Source organism: Neisseria sp. (assembly GCF_030523955.1).
In the GTDB taxonomy this organism is placed as follows: Bacteria; Pseudomonadota; Gammaproteobacteria; order Burkholderiales; family Neisseriaceae; genus Neisseria.
Window position 1 is genome coordinate 13,457 of the sequence record NZ_JAUNHL010000032.1, and the last position, 17,832, is coordinate 31,288.

General features: G+C 48.1%; 17 protein-coding genes, 1 tRNA gene and 1 pseudogene. 11 read left to right on the plus strand and 8 right to left on the minus strand.

All coding sequences use genetic code 11. From position 1 onward, the window contains the following. The first annotated feature begins 126 nt into the window (after nucleotides 1-126). Nucleotides 127-1,131 (plus strand): biotin synthase BioB, encoded by a 1,005-nt coding sequence (gene bioB / locus Q4C79_RS08030; RefSeq protein WP_303090498.1) that lies wholly within the window; start codon nucleotides 127-129, stop codon nucleotides 1,129-1,131. Between the two features lie 308 nt (nucleotides 1,132-1,439). On the opposite strand, the gene Q4C79_RS08035 is transcribed toward bioB, so the two are convergent. From Q4C79_RS08035 to Q4C79_RS08050, 4 genes are all read right to left on the minus strand, one after another. After that, nucleotides 1,440-1,709: a hypothetical protein gene (locus tag Q4C79_RS08035; RefSeq protein WP_303090499.1), complete on the minus strand. Its 270-nt coding sequence runs from the start codon at nucleotides 1,707-1,709 to the stop codon at nucleotides 1,440-1,442. A 238-nt stretch (nucleotides 1,710-1,947) separates the two neighbouring features. Beyond that, nucleotides 1,948-2,274 carry a rhodanese-like domain-containing protein gene (locus Q4C79_RS08040; protein WP_303090500.1) on the minus strand — a complete coding sequence of 109 codons (327 nt, stop codon included), beginning with the start codon at nucleotides 2,272-2,274 and terminating at the stop codon, nucleotides 1,948-1,950. 93 nt (nucleotides 2,275-2,367) lie between these two features. Continuing rightward, on the minus strand, nucleotides 2,368-3,024 hold the full coding sequence (locus tag Q4C79_RS08045; RefSeq protein ID WP_303090501.1) for a protein-L-isoaspartate O-methyltransferase: 657 nt from the start codon (nucleotides 3,022-3,024) through the stop codon (nucleotides 2,368-2,370). A 44-nt stretch (nucleotides 3,025-3,068) separates the two neighbouring features. Then, nucleotides 3,069-3,572 (minus strand): GAF domain-containing protein, encoded by a 504-nt coding sequence (locus Q4C79_RS08050; RefSeq protein ID WP_303090502.1) that lies wholly within the window; start codon nucleotides 3,570-3,572, stop codon nucleotides 3,069-3,071. A gap of 272 nt (nucleotides 3,573-3,844) precedes the next feature. On the opposite strand from Q4C79_RS08050, the gene tpiA reads away from it, so the two are divergent. The 4 genes from tpiA (at nucleotide 3,845) to Q4C79_RS08070 (ending at nucleotide 5,791) form a co-directional block, all read left to right on the plus strand. After that, the gene (gene tpiA / locus Q4C79_RS08055; protein WP_303090503.1) at nucleotides 3,845-4,600 is read left to right on the plus strand and encodes a triose-phosphate isomerase; all 756 of its coding nucleotides are present in this window, start codon (nucleotides 3,845-3,847) and stop codon (nucleotides 4,598-4,600) included. Nucleotides 4,601-4,609: 9 nt separating this feature from the next. Then, a complete protein-coding gene (gene secG / locus Q4C79_RS08060) occupies nucleotides 4,610-4,960 on the plus strand; it encodes a preprotein translocase subunit SecG (protein WP_303090504.1) in 351 nt (116 codons plus the stop codon). An 11-nt stretch (nucleotides 4,961-4,971) separates the two neighbouring features. Further along, nucleotides 4,972-5,057, plus strand: a tRNA-Leu gene (locus Q4C79_RS08065). A 251-nt stretch (nucleotides 5,058-5,308) separates the two neighbouring features. Continuing rightward, on the plus strand, nucleotides 5,309-5,791 hold the full coding sequence (locus tag Q4C79_RS08070; RefSeq protein ID WP_303090505.1) for an Arm DNA-binding domain-containing protein: 483 nt from the start codon (nucleotides 5,309-5,311) through the stop codon (nucleotides 5,789-5,791). On the opposite strand, the pseudogene Q4C79_RS08075 reads toward Q4C79_RS08070, so the two are convergent. After that, nucleotides 5,692-6,153, minus strand: a pseudogene (locus Q4C79_RS08075) (IS30 family transposase); the annotation flags it as partial. The gene Q4C79_RS08070 and the pseudogene Q4C79_RS08075 sit on opposite strands and share 100 nt — an antisense overlap. Nucleotides 6,154-7,402: 1,249 nt before the next feature. After that, the gene (locus Q4C79_RS08080) at nucleotides 7,403-8,131 is read right to left on the minus strand and encodes a hypothetical protein (protein WP_303090506.1); all 729 of its coding nucleotides are present in this window, start codon (nucleotides 8,129-8,131) and stop codon (nucleotides 7,403-7,405) included. Between the two features lie 427 nt (nucleotides 8,132-8,558). On the opposite strand from Q4C79_RS08080, the gene Q4C79_RS08085 reads away from it, so the two are divergent. From Q4C79_RS08085 to Q4C79_RS08105, 5 genes are all read left to right on the plus strand, one after another. Beyond that, nucleotides 8,559-9,608, plus strand: a complete 1,050-nt coding sequence (locus tag Q4C79_RS08085) for an NAD(+)/NADH kinase (protein WP_303090507.1) — start codon at nucleotides 8,559-8,561, stop codon at nucleotides 9,606-9,608. A gap of 191 nt (nucleotides 9,609-9,799) precedes the next feature. Then, on the plus strand, nucleotides 9,800-10,780 hold the full coding sequence (locus tag Q4C79_RS08090; RefSeq protein ID WP_303090508.1) for a thiamine pyrophosphate-dependent dehydrogenase E1 component subunit alpha: 981 nt from the start codon (nucleotides 9,800-9,802) through the stop codon (nucleotides 10,778-10,780). A 50-nt stretch (nucleotides 10,781-10,830) separates the two neighbouring features. Then, complete coding sequence (locus tag Q4C79_RS08095; RefSeq protein WP_303090509.1) at nucleotides 10,831-11,832, plus strand: alpha-ketoacid dehydrogenase subunit beta; 1,002 nt, start codon at nucleotides 10,831-10,833, stop codon at nucleotides 11,830-11,832. Nucleotides 11,833-11,898: 66 nt separating this feature from the next. Next, nucleotides 11,899-12,216, plus strand: a complete 318-nt coding sequence (locus tag Q4C79_RS08100; protein WP_303090510.1) for a biotin/lipoyl-containing protein — start codon at nucleotides 11,899-11,901, stop codon at nucleotides 12,214-12,216. 110 nt (nucleotides 12,217-12,326) lie between these two features. Beyond that, a complete protein-coding gene (locus Q4C79_RS08105; protein WP_303090511.1) occupies nucleotides 12,327-13,106 on the plus strand; it encodes an acetoin reductase in 780 nt (259 codons plus the stop codon). Between the two features lie 344 nt (nucleotides 13,107-13,450). Here Q4C79_RS08105 and Q4C79_RS08110 read toward each other — a convergent pair whose 3' ends face one another. Both Q4C79_RS08110 and Q4C79_RS08115 read right to left on the minus strand, forming a co-directional pair. Next, the gene (locus Q4C79_RS08110) at nucleotides 13,451-14,293 is read right to left on the minus strand and encodes a basic amino acid ABC transporter substrate-binding protein (RefSeq protein ID WP_303090512.1); all 843 of its coding nucleotides are present in this window, start codon (nucleotides 14,291-14,293) and stop codon (nucleotides 13,451-13,453) included. Between the two features lie 306 nt (nucleotides 14,294-14,599). Next, nucleotides 14,600-16,384, minus strand: coding sequence for a 2-isopropylmalate synthase (locus Q4C79_RS08115; protein ID WP_303090513.1), 1,785 nt, complete (start codon nucleotides 16,382-16,384; stop codon nucleotides 14,600-14,602). Nucleotides 16,385-17,062: 678 nt separating this feature from the next. On the opposite strand from Q4C79_RS08115, the gene Q4C79_RS08120 reads away from it, so the two are divergent. Beyond that, entirely contained in the window at nucleotides 17,063-17,782 is a 720-nt protein-coding gene (locus Q4C79_RS08120; RefSeq protein ID WP_303090514.1) for a hypothetical protein, read from the plus strand. The last annotated feature ends 50 nt before the right edge of the window (nucleotides 17,783-17,832 follow it).

Here is a 17,832-nt window from a genome sequence, read left to right on the forward strand (position 1 = left end):
ACAAGCTACACTTGCCAAACCCGTTTTTATAACGGAACCAATCCACCGCCGCCTCAGTCATTGAGCCTGAGTTTGGCTCGTCAGCGTCATTGCGCCGCTGCAAACCGAATAAAGAAAGTACAGACCATGAACATATCGCCCGTTGCCCTGCGCCGCCAAAGCGACCGTAAGCCGCACCAAACCGCCCAATATTGGCGGAAATGCCAAGTAGAAGAATTGTTTGAAATGCCTTTGCTCGACTTGGTATATAAAGCTGCCGAAGTGCACCGACAACATTTCAATCCGCGCGAAATCCAACTTTCCACTTTGTTATCCATTAAAACCGGAGGTTGCCCGGAAGATTGCGAATATTGCCCGCAATCGGCGCACCACAATACCGGTTTGGAGAAATCGCAGATGATGGAAGTGGATGTAATTTTGGAAAAAGCGAAAATCGCCAAAGCACGCGGTGCCAGCAGATTCTGCATGGGCGCAGCTTGGCGCGGGCCGAAACCGAAAGATGTCGAAACCGTATCCGAAATCATTAAAGCGGTGAAAGGCTTGGGTTTGGAAACCTGCGGTACTTTCGGCATGTTGGAAGAGGGCATGGCCGAAGATTTGAAACAGGCCGGCTTGGATTATTACAACCACAATCTCGATACCGATCCCGAGCGCTACAACGATATTATCCACACCCGCCAACACGAAGACCGTATGGACACTTTGGGAAAAGTGCGCGGTGCCGGTCTGAAGGTATGTTGCGGCGGTATTGTGGGCATGAACGAAACACGCCCCGAGCGTGCCGGCTTGATTGCCAGCCTTGCCAATCTCGATCCGCAACCGGAAAGTGTGCCGATTAATCAGCTGGTTAAAGTAGAGGGTACGCCGTTGGCTGATGCGGAGGATTTGGATTGGACGGAGTTCGTGCGCACGATCGCGGTGGCCCGTATTACCATGCCGAAAAGTTTTGTCCGTTTGAGCGCCGGCCGCAGCAATATGCCGGAAGCCATGCAGGCAATGTGTTTTATGGCGGGTGCCAACTCGATTTTTTACGGCGACAAACTGCTTACAACCGAGAATCCGGAAGAAGATGGGGATAGGTTGCTGATGGAGAAGTTGGATTTATATCCTTTGCAATATACGCCGGAATAAAGCAGAAAGAAAATAGTGACTAAGATTCAGAATAGTACAACGTTGCCTTGCAGTCTGCGGCTTGCTGTTTTGTATCGAAGTAATTAAATCCGCTATATTTTAAAAGTGAAACAGCACTAATGCCTGTCTGAAAGCAAATACAGCAAAGCCGCCGTTAACCCTTGTGGGGTTTAACGGCGCTTTTGTATTCATTCACGTTAAATTAGGGTGGTTATTCGCACATTTTTCGATACAAAGGTCCAATCCGCAGGCAAAGGTATTTGCTTGCGTTATATTGTTATATCGAAAATTTGTTGCGTATATTGCGATTAATGAGGCTGTTCTATTAGGCGCTGCTTTTCGATAGCATCGCCTACTGTAATATTGTAGTCATCCGCAGTAAATTGGCCGCGTGATTTGTTGATTTCGGTGCGTAAAATGTATTCGGTAAGCAGTTTACGGTCTTCAACATCTAATTTTTTCAGATGGCCGGCATATTTTTTTACATCGTCCATACCGGTCAGCAAAATGGTTTTCGGATCCCTTGAGTCAAATACTAACGAAAGTTCGCAAAGAACATTTGCAAGCAGATTTTTCATGGTTAAATAACCCCAATAAAAATTGTATTAATCAGTTTTTAATATTTATAGTGAGTAGTGTTTTGTGTGTGCGACAGCTCTAAGGCTAAAGAGATTATAAGAGAGAAATGCATCTGAGTGGTATTTATTTTTTACTGAACGGTATATTTGCAGTCGTTTTAAATAATTTTCTGTAAAAAACATTATGATTCATAAGGTTGCATGATGTTGCAATAGTGCATAATTAACAAATTATTGTTTAATAACGAGGTACGGTTGGATCAACTTCAATACACCAAGCATCAATGCCGCCTTTCAAATTATAAAGCTGATCGAATCCGGCATTGGCCAGATACATAGCGGCATGTTGGCTGCGGATGCCGTGATGGCAATACAAAACGATTGGGCGGTCATCCGGTAATTCGTTTTGGCGCAGAGGAATCAAATTCATTGGAATGTGGGTATAACCAGGTATATGGTTGAAGGCGACTTCTTCGTCTTCCCGAACATCCAGTAATATGGTATCGGGGCGTTCCAATAGCAGGGTTTGCAATTGGTGCGGGGTTAATTGGCTGATTTCTTCCATGATGAGCATTCCATTTTGAGTGTACACGTCAATAAAAAGCTGCCGGCAACAAGGATGACGGCAGCCATAATGGTTGTTGTTAGATAAACTTAATTAAAAAGTGAATGCACTACCGGCAGGCAAGGCATCAGTTGAAAGGGCGGGCACTTTGGTATCAAACAAGGTTGTTTCGATAAATTCGTTGCCTTGGCGGGTGATTAGTTGCGCGCGTTGCACGGGATGATCGCCAACGATTACTACCATACGGCCGCCGTCTTTCAGTTGGTTTTTCAAAATTTCCGGAATCCGTGGCAGGCTGCCGCCAACATAAATGGCATCAAATGGCGCTCCGCCTACTGCGGCAGCCAATCCGTCGCCGGTTTGGAAAACGACATTTTCCTGACCGATCGCACTAAGAGCCGCTTTGGCTCGAACCTGTTGGTCGACATCAACATCAATGGTGGTGACTTCATGGCTCAATTTGGCCAACAAGGCGGCCGCGTAGCCGGAACCCGTACCGATTTCCAAAACGTTGTCGGTTTTTTTCAATGCCAACCCTTGCACCATGCGCGATACGATTTTGGGTTCGATCATGGTACCGCCGTTGGGCAGAGGCAGCGGGCAGTCGGTGTAAGCATATGCTTTTTGGTCTTCACTTACGAATAGTTCGCGCGGTAAATCCTGCAAGGCATCGAGCAGATCGAAGTCCAGTACGTCCCACGGCCGGATTTGTTGTTCTACCATGTTGAAACGCGCTTTTTCAAAGTCCATTTTTTCTGGCTCCATTGTGCTTTAAATTTGGAATAATCCGCTGATTATAAGGTTTTTGTACGGCTCTGGAAATGTTGTCGTGCAATAATTTCTACTAATTTTTGCAGATAACGCGCATCGGTTTGATCGAACTCGGCCAAATTTTCAGAATCTATATCTAATACTGCCGCAACATTTCCTGACGCATTGATAAGAGGCAGCACAATCTCCGATTGAGAACGGGAGGAACAAGCAATGTGCCCCGGATGGGCATTTACGTCGGGCACCACCAATATTTGCTTCCCGGCCCAACTTTGGCCGCAAACGCCGCGATTATAAGGAATCCGGGTGCAGGCAAGCGGGCCTTGGAACGGACCGAGCACCAATTCTTCCCCTTTTACTAAATAAAAGCCTACCCAAAACCAGCCGAATGCTTCTTTAAGCGCGGCAGCGGTATTGGCGAGGTTAGCGATCAAATCGGATTCGTCTTCGATTAGGGTGCGGATTTGCAACAACAATTCCTGATAGCGCTGATTTTTGTCTTCACTTTGAAAAGAAAGTTCATGCATGAGAAGGGTGGCCATAAAAAATTAGAATGAAATTTTAGCATATTCGGATACGGTGAATAGGAAGAAATGCCTGTCTGAAAAAAGGAAAGCTTGAATTACATTGGATTACAAAAAGGCAAGACGCTGCAGATATTTTGCGATACAATTCCCGCGATACTAAATTCAATCAGCTGTCTCTAAATATAAATATACCTGACAATATAGGTATTTCATGGAGAAAGCTTGTTAAAGTTAAGATATAGCTCAAAGCATAAAATCAAAAGGATACAGTCATGTGGGACAGAAAATGGGTGATTGGCAACTGGAAGATGAACGGACAGTTGCAAAACAACAATGCTCTGGTACATAAATTAAGAACCTTGTCCGAGATGGATAAGGTTTGTATTGGTATTTCCCCGCCTACTGTTTACCTGCTTCAAGTACATAATGCGGTAAAAATCGTATTGGCCAATCCGATTCATACCTGCGCGCAAGACGTGAGCCGCTTTGCCGGAAACGGAGCTTATACCGGTGAAGTGTCGGCCGAAATGCTGAAAGATGTCGGTGTCGATATCGTATTAATCGGCCATTCCGAGCGCAGCCTGTATTTCAATGAAAAAAATGATGTGCAGCGCCATAAAATCGAAAATGTACTCAATTGCGGCCTCATCCCGTTGTTGTGTGTCGGCGAAAGCGCCAAAGAACGTGAAGACGGTCGGGAGAAAGAAGCAGTTGCGTATCAATTATCTGTTTTCAAAGGATTAAAAACGAAAAATTTTGCTGTAGCTTATGAGCCGGTATGGGCAATTGGTACCGGAAAAGTGGCTACTAACGAACAAATCGCCGACATGCATTCATTCATTTACAGCGAAATATTGTCTTTGTGCGGCGATGATGCTAAAATTCGTGTTCTTTACGGCGGTAGTGTCAATGCAAAAAACGCGGCGGACATTTTTTCAGTACCGCACGTAGACGGCGCTTTAGTAGGCGGTGCCTCGTTAACTTACGAATCGTTTACTGATATCATCAAAGCGGCGCAGAATGCTTAAAGAAAATTTATGGAAACCATCAAAACGATTATCTGGCTGTTAAACATCTTTGCTGCGATCAGCGTCATTGTGCTGGTATTGTTGCAACAAGGTAAAGGAGCAGATGCCGGGGCTACCTTCGGTGGTAGCGGCAGTGCCCAAGGTGTTTTCGGTTCAGCCGGTAATGCTAACTTCTTGAGTCGATCCACCGCAATTGCCGCCACCGTTTTTTTTGCAACCTGCTTGGGTTTGGTATATCTTAATACCCACGCGCCCAGCCACGGTTTGGACTTTAGCAATGTTCAGCAAAGTCAGCCAGCTCAACAGCAAAGCCAGCCTTCCCCGGTTACCGGAGGTGCTTCGGGAGCAACCAGCAAATAAGTTTTTTATATGCCGACATGGTGAAATTGGTAGACACGCTATCTTGAGGGGGTAGTGACCTTAGGTCGTATGAGTTCAAGTCTCATTGTCGGCACCATCAAAAGAAAACAGCCCAATTTTCGGGCTGTTTTTTTACGTCTAATACTGTCTAATACCATAAACCAAGATTCAAGCACAGAAAGGCTTTCGGGCTGATAGCCGGTGTTTTTTTTGAATAGCCTTAACCGTCTAATGCAGCTAAATACCGCCTAATTGAGTAAACCAAAAAATACGGTATCTTTTACGGCATCATGAAAACCACCCCAAAAAGTACCGTAAAAATGGCGCTAAACGACCAACAGATAAAGAATGCCAAGCCAGCAGAAAAGCCGTATAAAGTTTACAGATGGGCATGGCCTATATTTGCTGATTAAGCCAAACGGTGGCAAATACTGGTGGCTGGATTATGCAATTGATAGTAAGCGTAAAACGCGAGCAATCGGTGTTTACCCGCGTATCAGTTTGGCCGAAGCCCGCGAATCAGCCGAAAACGCTCGCCGTATGATTGCAATAGGGCAAGACCACCCCAGCACAGCCAAGCAACAGACCAAACAAGAGCGACAGGCTGCCCTGCTGAATACCTTGGAGGCAATAACGCACCGCTGGCACAGCGATAATCTGCACCGCTGGAAGCCTGACAATGCCGCCCGCATTCTCAATCACTTTGCAAAAGACGTTTTCCCCTTGAATTGTCAAACTAAGCGCAACGTTTTTCGAAACAGTACCTCACAAGCACATTTCCACCCCAAACATTTTCTGGGGCGAAGGTTGATTTTGTCGGTGACCGCTTGAATCTGAACTTCGCTGTATTGGCATAAACCTTGACGTTTGGGAAAATACTGCCGCAGCAAACCGTTGGTGTTTTCATTGCTACCCCGCTGCCACGGCTGGCCAGGCTCCTGAAAGTAAAACGGCACCTGAAATTCGTCACCAAGCTGCGCATGCGAGGCAAACTCCTTACCCCTGTCCGGCGTAATCGAGCGCAATGGCATATCACGCAGTACATCGAGCATTCCTGTTTTGAGCGCTTGTGCATTTTTCTTGGACAGCCTAAGCCGTCAGAAAATACCGGCTTTTGCGTTCCACCAGGGTTAACAATACCGCCCCTCCTTGCTTGCCGGCTACGGTATCCCTTCCCAATGGACAAAGCGCGAAAAGAGAAAGAGTCATGAAGCTACAAACAGGGTTTCTAAAGAGACTTTGCAAGCATGGGAGCAAGTCTAAAGAAGGAAAATATGAGAAGGCTGGTACAGTAAAGGCTGTTTATCAGCTTTGGTTGGATAATCAAGACTAATATCGGGTTATGGCGGTAAGACCGATTTCTATAAAAAAGTAGCGGCTTTAATTACTTCAGGTGAAATTCTAGCAACACTATCTGAGCACATTAAAGAACCACAAATACCAACAGAAAGACAAATGGCTACGAAGCTTTGAACAGGGAAATGAGCAAGCTACTTCATGAAGCGGGCAAGATTGTTCATGAAATCAACAAAATACTTCATTTAACCGCCTCTTAGTGGGGTAATCATGCAAAAAGAAACCGTCAAGAAACCGTCCAAAATACCCGAGACATTTCAGACGGCGCAAAACAAGAGAACTGTCATTCTATTAAGTTTTCCCCTAATTCCCAATGTGGCGAAATTCTAGCCGTATTGCAAAGTGGCCAAAGCATCACCCACTATGAAGCGGTCAAAATGGGCATTATGGGGTTTAATTCATATGTATCAAAGATTTGCGTGACGCCGGTTATCCCATTGCCTGCACGATGAAGCCGTTTGAGAATAAGCACGGCAAAACTATCAAGCGGGGAGTATTTTCGCTGACGCAGGGAGTGAAGCCATGAAAGCAATCACGCTTGATTATCAAGTTATGGCGATTCATGCCACCCGTGAAGCATGGTTTAACGCAATAAAGTAAGGTAAAAAGTGAGTGACTTTTGCAAGATGGGGGTATTTGGGGAGGGGTTCTATTTTGTAATTTTTTATGTTATTTAAATCAATAGATTAAGTTTTAAATTTAAGTATTATTGTCGCCTGAGATCTTTGCAAAATACGTTTTAATCCTGAATTTATTTATGCTTGGTCATACTCGTGCTTGATCCGAGTATTTGCTTTTTCCGCTATGGGTGAGACATATCTGCAATGGCAATATGCCTGTCTGAAACGATTCAGACAGGCAATTACTGCAGGAATAAACCTTATGCGCCACAAAAGGTATAGCGGATCAACTTAATTTTCGCGAAGGCTCTACTGCACCTTAGCTCGAAGAGAATGATTTGTAAGCCGCTCTGAAGCGGCAACAGAATTGGTTCCATACTTCTTATTTTATCTTCTGTTTGCTGCTTTGTGTAGAAGTAATCGAATCCGCTATAGCGACAGGAAAAAGGCAAAAAGCAGTACGGTATCAGAAACCCGCGGGTGATACCGTAAAAGCTTCTTCCTGCTGTACCAGATTTTTTAATACTGTATAAACTTCGGCCGCCGTTGCTCCGCTTAAGTGGGCAACGGCGGTGGTTTTTTCGGGCTGGTAGCGAATAGGGCTGCCCAGTGCGGTTTCCAGAAGGTTGGCGCGTTCGGTCAGTTCTTGGGCGTGGTCGGCGAGAATAACGGCGGAAGAGAGCACGATATAGCTATTAGGCGAATCGCACCGGCGCTGCCAGCATTGGGCGGTGCCGGCGATTTTGCGACCGTTTGCCGCCAGATTGAATCGGCCGTCACAAAACGAGCCGGATACGGTTTGATGGGCGGTATCGATACCGAAGCTGCGGAACAGTTTTTGCAGCAGGCCGCACAGCATTAAATAGTGTTGGTCGGAGACTTGCAAGGGATGAGAAACATCGACCGGATACACCAGTTGCAGATTGATGACATCGGCAGATTGCGGTACTACGCCGCCGCCGGTAAGGCGGATGTGTACCGGCAGGCCTTGTGCGGCGAGTTTGCGGGCTGCTTCTGTGAACCCGGGTTTGTTGCTGTAACTGCGTGGCACCACGATGCCGTCTTCGCCGCGATGGATCAGCGCAAGGGCAGAGGTGTTTTGTATGCCTGTCTGAATCAGCAATTGTTCGTTTTCCGCCCAACTTTGCAGGCTCAGGTTAAAGGTATGGTCGGCAAGCAGGCTGAATCGGTGCATGATTTACATACTTTATTACTGATGAAGAAAAGTATGATAATGTCGCTGATTTTATTGATGCTTGTCAATCAAACGGATTTTTTCTCAGTGATGAAAAGAGAAAAGTGCCGGATAAAGATGGAAGGCTGTAAGACGTTTGCTGAAAATTTAAGCGTCAATTGTTAAGTGAGCTTACATAAACCGCTTGTTTGAAATGGCAGGCAGATTCTTAAATGCGGATATTTCGTGCCCTTCGTATTTTTCAAGATCCAAAATATGAATTTCGATCATTTAATCTAATTTTTCAAACTCTTCTTATTTCCTTGTGTTTTGAAAAAAATTATTAAATTAAATCAAAAAAATATATCGATAAATTGACGTTGACATGCTTCAAGTTTTTGCGGTATTACTAGTATTAGTATAAATATACTATATAAGGGATCTACGCATGACCATTCGTGTCGGCATCATCGCCAATCCTGTTTCCGCACGCGACATCCGCCGCGTGATTTCCCATGCTGCGGGTTTGACCTTGGGCGAGCGCGCCAATATGTTGCTGCGTATTTTGCAGGCGCTGGCGGCATGTAAAGTGGACGAAGTATTGCTGATGCCTGAAATGGAAGGGCTGCGCCTGCATTTGGAGCGGCAGCTTCCCGCGGCGGCGCTTGAGTCGCGTTATCCGCTGCCGCGCCTGCGTTGGCTGGATATGGTGGTGCGCACCCAAACCCAAGATTCGGTGCTTGCTGCACAGATGATGCGGGAAGAGGGGGTAGCGGCATTGCTGGTTTTGGGTGGCGACGGTACGCACCGGGCGGTGGTCAAAGGTTGCCGGGATATTCCGATTGCCGGTATTTCCACCGGTACCAACAATGCGTTTCCGCCTATGCGCGAGGTAACGGTAACTGCTTGGGCTGTCGGATTGTATGCTGCAAAAAGGGTGCCAAAAGAATGTGCGTTGCAGCCCAATAAATTGCTGCATATCCGGCCTTTTGATGCGCAGGGCCGGGCCAAGCCAGAAGATGTGGCTTTGATTGATGCGGCGGTGCTGAACGAAGCGATACTCGGTGCCAAAGCCATCAGCCAAACCGATACGTTGCGTACGATTATTTCTACGCGCGCTTCGATTGAGGCGGTGGGTTTGTCGGCGATAGCTGCGGCTTTGCAGCCGGTGGATCCTTTCGAGGAAGGCGGCCTGTTGGTTGAATTGGCGCCGGCTTACGGTAGCCGTGAGCCATCGGAAAAAACGTTTACCATTCAGGCGGTGCTGTCGCCCGGTATGGTGGAAGACATTGAAATTGCTTCGTTCCGCCGCTTTGCTGCGGGAGAGGATTACCGTGTCGGCGGCCTAGCTTGTTTGATTGCGCTGGATGGCGAACGCGAAATTGCTTTGCGCGAAGATGAGTATGCCCTGATTTCTTTACAGGAAAGCGCGTTTTATACGCTTGATGTGCCTGCTATTTTACAATACGTTTGTGCACAAAAAATAAGCAAGGATTAAAGTTTTCAGACAGGCATTTTGAGAAGAATGCCTGTCTGAAAAAAACACAGAATATTTAAATATTTTATATATGCCGATTGAAGAAATGCCGCTTCGCCGGTGCCCGGTTCTATAAAAAATACGTGTTAAAGGTTGTCGGAAAGCTTTTCCTGCGGCCCCTACAAAACCTGTCGAACTAAGGAGAAACAAGCATGAGCACCAAACTGCCTTTGGAAAAAGACCAACTGCTCGACGTTTACCGTCGCATGAAAACCATACGCGATTTCGAAGAGCGGCTGCATATCGACTTTGCCCGTGGTGATATTCCCGGTTTCGTCCACCTTTATGCCGGGGAAGAGGCCACCGGCGTGGGGGTGTTATACCACTTGGATGATGAAGACCGCATCGCCAGTACCCACCGCGGCCACGGCCACTGTATCGCCAAAGGCGTGGATGTGGTCGGCATGATGAAAGAGATTTACGGCAAACGCGACGGCGTGTGCCGCGGCAAAGGCGGATCGATGCACATTGCCGATTTGTCCAAAGGCATGATGGGCGCCAACGGCATCGTCGGCGCCGGTGCGCCTTTGGTGTGCGGCGCAGCGCTGGCTGCCAAAGTGAAAGGCACCAAAGGCGTGGGAGTAACCTTCTGCGGCGACGGTGCGGCCAACCAGGGTACCGTTTTGGAAAGCCTCAATTTGGCGGCGATCTGGAATCTGCCGGTGATTTTCGTGGTGGAAAACAACGGTTATGCCGAGTCGACTTCGCGCGATTACGGTACGGCTTCCAACAGCTTTGCCGACCGCGGCGTTGCCTTCGGCATTCCCGGTGTGGTGGTAGACGGCAATGACTTTTTTGCCGTTTACGAAGCGGCGGGCGAGGTGATCAATCGCGCCCGAAACGGCGGCGGCCCGGCATTGCTCGAGTGCAAAACCAACCGTTTCTTCGGCCACTTTGAAGGTGATGCGCAAACCTACCGCCCCAAAGGCGAAGTAGAGGATTTGCGTGCCAACCACGACTGCATCAAGCTTTTCCGTAAGCGGGTGACCGAAGCGGGCGTGTTGACCGATGCCGAATTGGATGCCGTGGATCAAGAAGTGGCCGAGCTGATTGAGCGTTCGGTGCAGGAAGCAAAAGCGGCGCCGTTGCCGTTGCCGGAAGATTTGCTGACCGATGTTTATGTTTCGTATTAATCGCGAATCATGCAATGTATCGAATATTTTAAATTAGGAGAAACGAAATTATGTCACGCCAATTAACCATGAAAGCAGCGATTAGCGAAGCGATTGATCAGGAAATGAGCCGCGATCCGACCGTTATCATGATGGGTGAAGATATTGTCGGCGGTGCGGGCACCGAGGGCGAACGCGATGCTTGGGGCGGCGTACTGGGCTTGTCCAAAGGCCTGTATGCCAAACACGGCGACCGCCTGATCGATACCCCCTTATCCGAAGCCGCCTATGTCGGTGCGGCGGTCGGTGCGGCCACTTGCGGCTTGCGCCCGATTGCCGAGTTGATGTTTATCGATTTTATGGGCGTATGTTTCGACCAAATCCTCAACCAAGCCGCCAAATTCCGCTATATGTTCGGCGGCAAGGCCGAAACGCCGGTGGTGATCCGTGCGATGGTGGGCGGCGGTTTCAGCGCGGCGGCGCAACACAGCCAGATGCTTACGCCGATTTTCACCCATGTACCGGGCTTGAAAGTGGTGTGTCCGTCTAACGCTTACGACGCCAAAGGTTTGCTGGTACAAGCCATCCGCGATAACGACCCGGTGATTTTCTGCGAACACAAAAACCTGTATGCCGCTAAAAGCGAAGTGCCCGAAGAGCTGTATGCCATTCCTTTCGGCCAGGCCAATATCGTGCGCGAAGGCAAAGACGCCACCATCGTTACCTACGGCATGATGGTACCGCGCAGCTTGGATGCCGCCCGCGCATTGGAAAAAGAAGGCGTGGAAGTGGAAGTGATCGATTTGCGCACGCTCTCGCCGCTGGATATCGACACCGTATTGAAATCGGTGGAAAAAACCGGCCGCTTGGTGGTGGTGGACGAAGCCAGCCCGCGCTGCAACATCGCCACCGATATTTCCGCACAAGTTTGCCAACAGGTTTTCGGTGCGCTGAAATCCGGTATCCAAATGGTATCGCCGCCGCACGTGCCGGTGCCGTTCTCAAACGTATTGGAAAAAATCTATTTGCCCAACGGCAAAGTGATTGCCGAGGCAGTGAAGAAAACGTTGTAAACCGCAATGCCTGTCTGAAAAATATTTTTCAGACAGGCCTGTCCGAAAAACCATAAGGAGAAAACAATGAGCAACATCAAACCCGTTATCATCCCCAAATGGGGTTTAACCATGGAAGAGGGCACCATCAGCGAATGGCTGGTTGATGTCGGAACGCCCGTTACCGTAGGCATGGAAATCTTGAATATTGAAACCGATAAGTTGACTAATGCAGTAGAAGCGGCCGATGCCGGCGTGTTGCGCCGCATTTTGCACGGCGGCGGCGAAACGCTGCCGGTAAAAACCTTAATCGGTATTTTGGCCGATGCCGACACCAGCGAAGCGGAAATCGATGCCTTTATCGCCGCGTGGGTGCCGCCTTCCGCCGACGAAGTCGATGAATAATCAGTGTTTATCGTATTGATAACCCAGGCCGGCTGAAAAGATCCGATGCGATCGGCACTTTTTCAGCCGGCCTGATTTTTCAAAATATCAAATTGAACAAGGAGAAACTCATGACACAAAAAACCGCTGTTATCACAGGTTCCGCCGACGGGCTGGGCAAAGGCATTGCCGAACGCTTGGCGCAAGACGGCTTCAATATTGTATTGTCCGACATCAACGCCGAAAAACTGGCCCAAACCGAGCAAGAATTTAAAAGCCGCGGCGAACCCGTTACCGCCTTTGTCGGCAACGTGGCCAAACGCGAAGATCAGTTCGCCTTGGTGAAACACGCTGTCGATACCTTCGGCCGGGTGGACGTATTTATTAACAATGCCGGCGTTGAAGACGTGATGATGTTGGAAGACGTAACCGAAGCCGATTTCGACCGTGTGTTCGACATCAATGTAAAAGGCGTGCTCTACGGCACGCAAGCGGCAGCCGAACAAATGAAGAAGCAAGGCGGCGGGAGTGTTTGCAAAATCATCAACGCATGCAGTATTGCCGGCCACGAATCTTATGATTTGCTGGGCGTCTATTGTGCCAGCAAATTTGCCGTGCGGGCGCTGACCATTGCCGCCGCTAAAGAGTTGGCTAAACACAAAATCACCGTCAACGGCTATTGCCCCGGCGTGGCGGGCACCAAAATGTGGGACCGCATCGATGCGGAAATGGGTAAGCATTTGGGCTTAAAACCCGGCGAGGCCTTTGCCAAATTTTCGGCGGGTATTCTGATGGGGCGCACCCAAGTGCCGGAAGATGTGGCCTCGTTGGTGCACTATCTGGCATCGCCCGATTCGGATTACCTGACCGGCCAATCGATTATTATCGACGGCGGTATGGTGTTCCGTTAAATAAGCTGAGACCTTTGCGAAATCGCTTTGACCATTTTTCCAATCTCTTCGTCATGCTCGGGCTTGACCCGAGCATCTTTTTGTTTAAAAGAAAAAGCAGATACTCGGGCCAAGCCCGAGTATGACGAGATATAGCAGATTAACTTAACTTAACTTTCGCGAAGGCTCTGCTGCGCCTTAGCTCAAAGAAACGATTTTGTAAGCCGCTGAAGCGGCAACAGAATCGGTTCCGTACTACTTGTACTGTCTGCGGCTTGCTGCCTTGTATCGAAAATTAATTAAATCTGCTATATCAATAAAATCAGGATTAAAAAGTTTTTTGCAAAGGTCTCTGGCTGATTTAATCAGGATTTTTTGCCAGCTGCGGAAGCGGCGCTGCCGGCAGCAGGCTGGGCCGCAGCATCGCCGAACCATTTATCGTGGATTTTCTGATAAGTACCGTCGGCCTTGATCGCGGCGATACCGGCATTCATTTTTTTCATCAGATCATCTTCACGGCCTTTGCGCAGCACGAAACCGTAATACTCTTTTTCAAAACTGGGATCGAGCACGGTGTTGAACTTGGAATCGGGGTGGTTGGCGATAAAATATTTCACCACGCCGTTATCGCCCACGCTGGCATCCGCGCCGCCGCTTACCAGCTCTTTGAGTGCCAAGGGCATATTTTCGAAACGCTTAATCAGGCTGCTTTGGGTGCCTTGGATTTTTTCCACCGCCGCCGAACCGGTGGTGCCGTTCATCACGGAAACGCGGCGCTCTTTCAAATCGGCCATGGATTTGATCTCGCCCGCCTTATCGGCGGGGGTAATAATCAGCTGGGTGGCTTCGAAGTAGGGATCGGTAAAGTCAAAAGACTGCTTGCGCTCGTCGGTAATGGTGACGCTGGCGGAAACAATATCACTGTCGCCTTTGGTGAGCGTGGCAAAAATGGCTTCCCAAGGCGTGTTTCTATATTCGAATTTCATGCCTTCTTTTTCGGCGACAGCATCGAGAACGTCGCGGCTGAAACCGATGATTTTATCGTCTTGGATAAATTCAAAAGGCGCATAAGTACCGTCGATGGCAACGATATAGGTTTTGCCGGATGTACCGGAAGCGGCGGACTGCGCACTTTCGTTTTTAGAACAAGCTGCCAAGAGCAGGGCGGATGCAATGGCGAGAACAGCGGCTTTTTTGAAGAGTTTCATGGTTTTTCCTTTGTTTATCAAGGAGATATTTTTTGAAAAGCTGGATGGCAAGCGCTTCGTATCATACTGAATTTATAAGGCTTGTCAATTGTTTAAAGTAGGGATTCTAACCATAATGCCTGTCTGAAAAACTTTTTCAGACAGGCATTATGGTTAATCAACAAAAGCACATATTTCAGATTCGGGTTTGAACCGAGTATGCAGTATGTGCATACTAAGCAAGCGGTTTAATCATATAAAAATGCCTGTCTGAAAGGTTTATTTTCAGACAGGCATGGGCGTTTTGCTTTAATCAAATAAGCAAGATTAAATACCGCCTTGTGCTTTAATGCGTTCGGCACCGTATTCCAGCTTGCTCAGCGCAGAAAGGTAGGCTTTGGCGGTTGCCACCAGCACATCGGTATCCGCGCCCTGGCCGCTGACGACTTTATTGTCTTTCGCCAGGCGTACCGCTGTTTCACCTTGGCTTTCGGTACCGGCGGTTACCGCGTTAACCGAATAAAGCTGTAAATTGGCACCGCTGTTCACCACGCTCTCAATCGCTTTGAAAATCGCATCGACCGGGCCGGTACCGGTAGCGGTGGCGCGTTTTTCCTCGCCTTGGCGGGTGAACACGATTTCCGCACGCGGTTCTTCACCGGTTTCTGTGATGATGCGTTGCGAGATGAATTTGTAGTTGTCGGACAAATTGGCCATTTCATCCGATACCAGTGCGTGTAAATCCTCATCGAAGATTTCGCGCTTCTTATCGGCCAATTCTTTAAAGCGGGCAAAGGCGGCGTTCAGCGCTTCCTCGCTGCTCAGTTCGATACCCAATTCCGCCAGTTTGGTTTTAAAGGCATTGCGGCCGGAAAGTTTACCCAAGCTCAAGCGGTTGGATGACCAACCGACGCTTTCGGCCGACATGATTTCATAGGTTTCGCGGTGCTTCAATACGCCGTCTTGATGGATGCCTGATTCGTGGGCGAAGGCGTTGGCGCCGACCACCGCTTTGTTCGGTTGCACCGGATAACCGGTAACGGTAGACACCAGTTTGGAAGAGGCGACGATTTGGCTGGTATCGATATTGGTTTCCAAACCGTAAACATCATGGCGTGTTTTCAGCGTCATCACGATTTCTTCCAAGCTGGCGTTGCCGGCACGTTCGCCCAAGCCGTTGATGGTACATTCTACTTGGCGCGCACCGCCTTGTACCGCTGCCAGCGAGTTGGCTACCGCCAAACCCAAATCGTTGTGGCAGTGGGCAGACCACACCACTTTGTCGCCGCCCGGCGTTTTGCCGATCAGTTCGCGGAAAAACGCCTCGGTACGGTGGGGTACCGAATAGCCTACGGTATCCGGAATATTAATGGTGGTGGCGCCCGCTTCAATGACCGCACCGCAGATTTCGGCAAGAAAATCGATTTCGGAACGCAGCGCGTCTTCACAGGAAAACTCCACATCATCCGTGTATTCCTTCGCGATTTTGACCGCTTTAACCGCCGATTCGATTACCTGCTTGGGCTTCATTTTCAGCTTGTGCTCCATATGGATGGGGCTGGTGGCGATAAAGGTATGAATACGGCGGTTAGCGGCCGGCGACACCGCCTCACCGGCGGTGCGGATATCGCGTTCGACGGCGCGTGCCAACGAACAAACCGTTGCGCGGGTGAGCGATTTGGCGATTTCATTGATGGCTTCAAAATCACCCGGGCTGGCGGCGGCGAAACCTGCCTCGATGACATCCACGCCCAATTTTTCCAATTGGCGGGCAACCCGGATTTTTTCTTCTTTGGTCATGGCGGCGCCCGGCGATTGTTCGCCGTCGCGTAAAGTGGTGTCGAAAATAATAACTTGGTTGGTTTGGCTCATTGCGGGTTTCTCCAGGGTGGTTTGATGGTGCATAAAGGCATTTAAATCCAAAGGACGGCCTTGCGCTGCGGCCAGCGCACTCAATTTCTGTAGTTGCGCCAAGGGCAGCGAAGCGCGTGTGCGCCATTTATAAATCGCCGCCGTACTGACCGCATGTTCCGGATCCAGTTTTCTTAGGGCTTCAGAAAGTGCGTTCACGCCGCCGAAATAGGCGATTAAGCGGTCGATGTCCAATTGCATAGTAATACCTGTATGAATAAAGAATAGGTTTGCCGGTGATTATACTGAATTTGGACAAAATAGCAATATAAAAAGAAAATTTAAGCTGAAGCTTGGTCGGTAATTGAAAAATATTGGACTTATTGTCTATTTTATATTTTTTTTGAGAATCAGGTTTTTATATAGGTATTTGAGAAGTAGTGTTTTTTTTAAATTTGAAAGAATACGGCTTTCAAGCTTTAAAGTACCGATTCTAAAATTAAAACGCCTAACAATGTTTGTGCTGTTTAATTCTTAAAACAGTCCGGTGGGTATATTGATAAACTCATCATCATGCTATGCCTGTCTGAAAGGAGTGTTGTGGGAAAAATAAGACAACTCAGGTATTTGAGATGTGGATACAGCGCAAGCGCAATATGATTGTTTGGTAAGGTAAGTAAGCGTGTCTGTTTTATTAAAAACAATAATTTATATTATGATCTTTTATTTTCGGATAGAGAAGATATTGTTGCTGAATACTATCGGCTGGTAACGGTAGTGGTTTATTTATGGTTTTGTAGTTTAAAGTGTTTGCTAATAAATATAACAAATGTATAATTTTAAACGTTGTTAATATTAACCAAGAAGTTGCTATCGGCATGCTAAGCTGGAAACTAATATATTCACTTTACGTTAATTCTAGATAATATAAGGAAAATCATGATTCAGTCTGCTCATATAAAAAATCTTACGCTTACCGTTTTATGTGCGGCCGTTTTGGCAGCTTGCGGTGGGGGCGGCGGTAGTACGGCCGACCAATTGGATACCCAGTTGAATAATGTACGCGCCGCGCAAACGGTATCTGCCCAGATCGCTGCTTTGGCTGCGCCGGAAAATCTGACTGTTAATGACGAGGCGGCCGTTAACAGTGCGGTGCAGGCATATAATAAATTACCTAATAATCAAAAAGCGTATATTTCTTCAGAAAGTGTTGCTACGCTAGAAGCAGCAATTCAAGCCATGGCGGCCAACCGCGAGGCTGCTGCAAAAGTTACCGGTACAGTAAATTCTTTACCCGATACCGCCGCTGAAATCGATACCCCGGCCGAAGAGAAACTGCTTACCGACGCCAATGCCGCATATAGCGCGTTAACCGATAATCAAAAAACTTGGCTTGCTGCACAAACCGAGAAGAAGTTGTCTACGCTGGCTGCAAGCCTTATTACGGATAACAACAGTTTGGCTCCGTTGAGCCTGCCGGCTCCGTTGCATACCGCTTTTATTTCATCAGCAGGCGCACAACAGCATAATCCGCATACGCAATTACGTACGGTAGACGGTAAGCCTGATTTAAGGGATGATCAAATCGGTTTGATCCGTACGCTGGAATTTAGCGACAATGATCCTGTTAAGTTGGACGGTGTGATTATTACCACTTGAATTGTCAAACCAAGCGCAACGTTTTTCGAAACAGCACCTCATAAGCACAT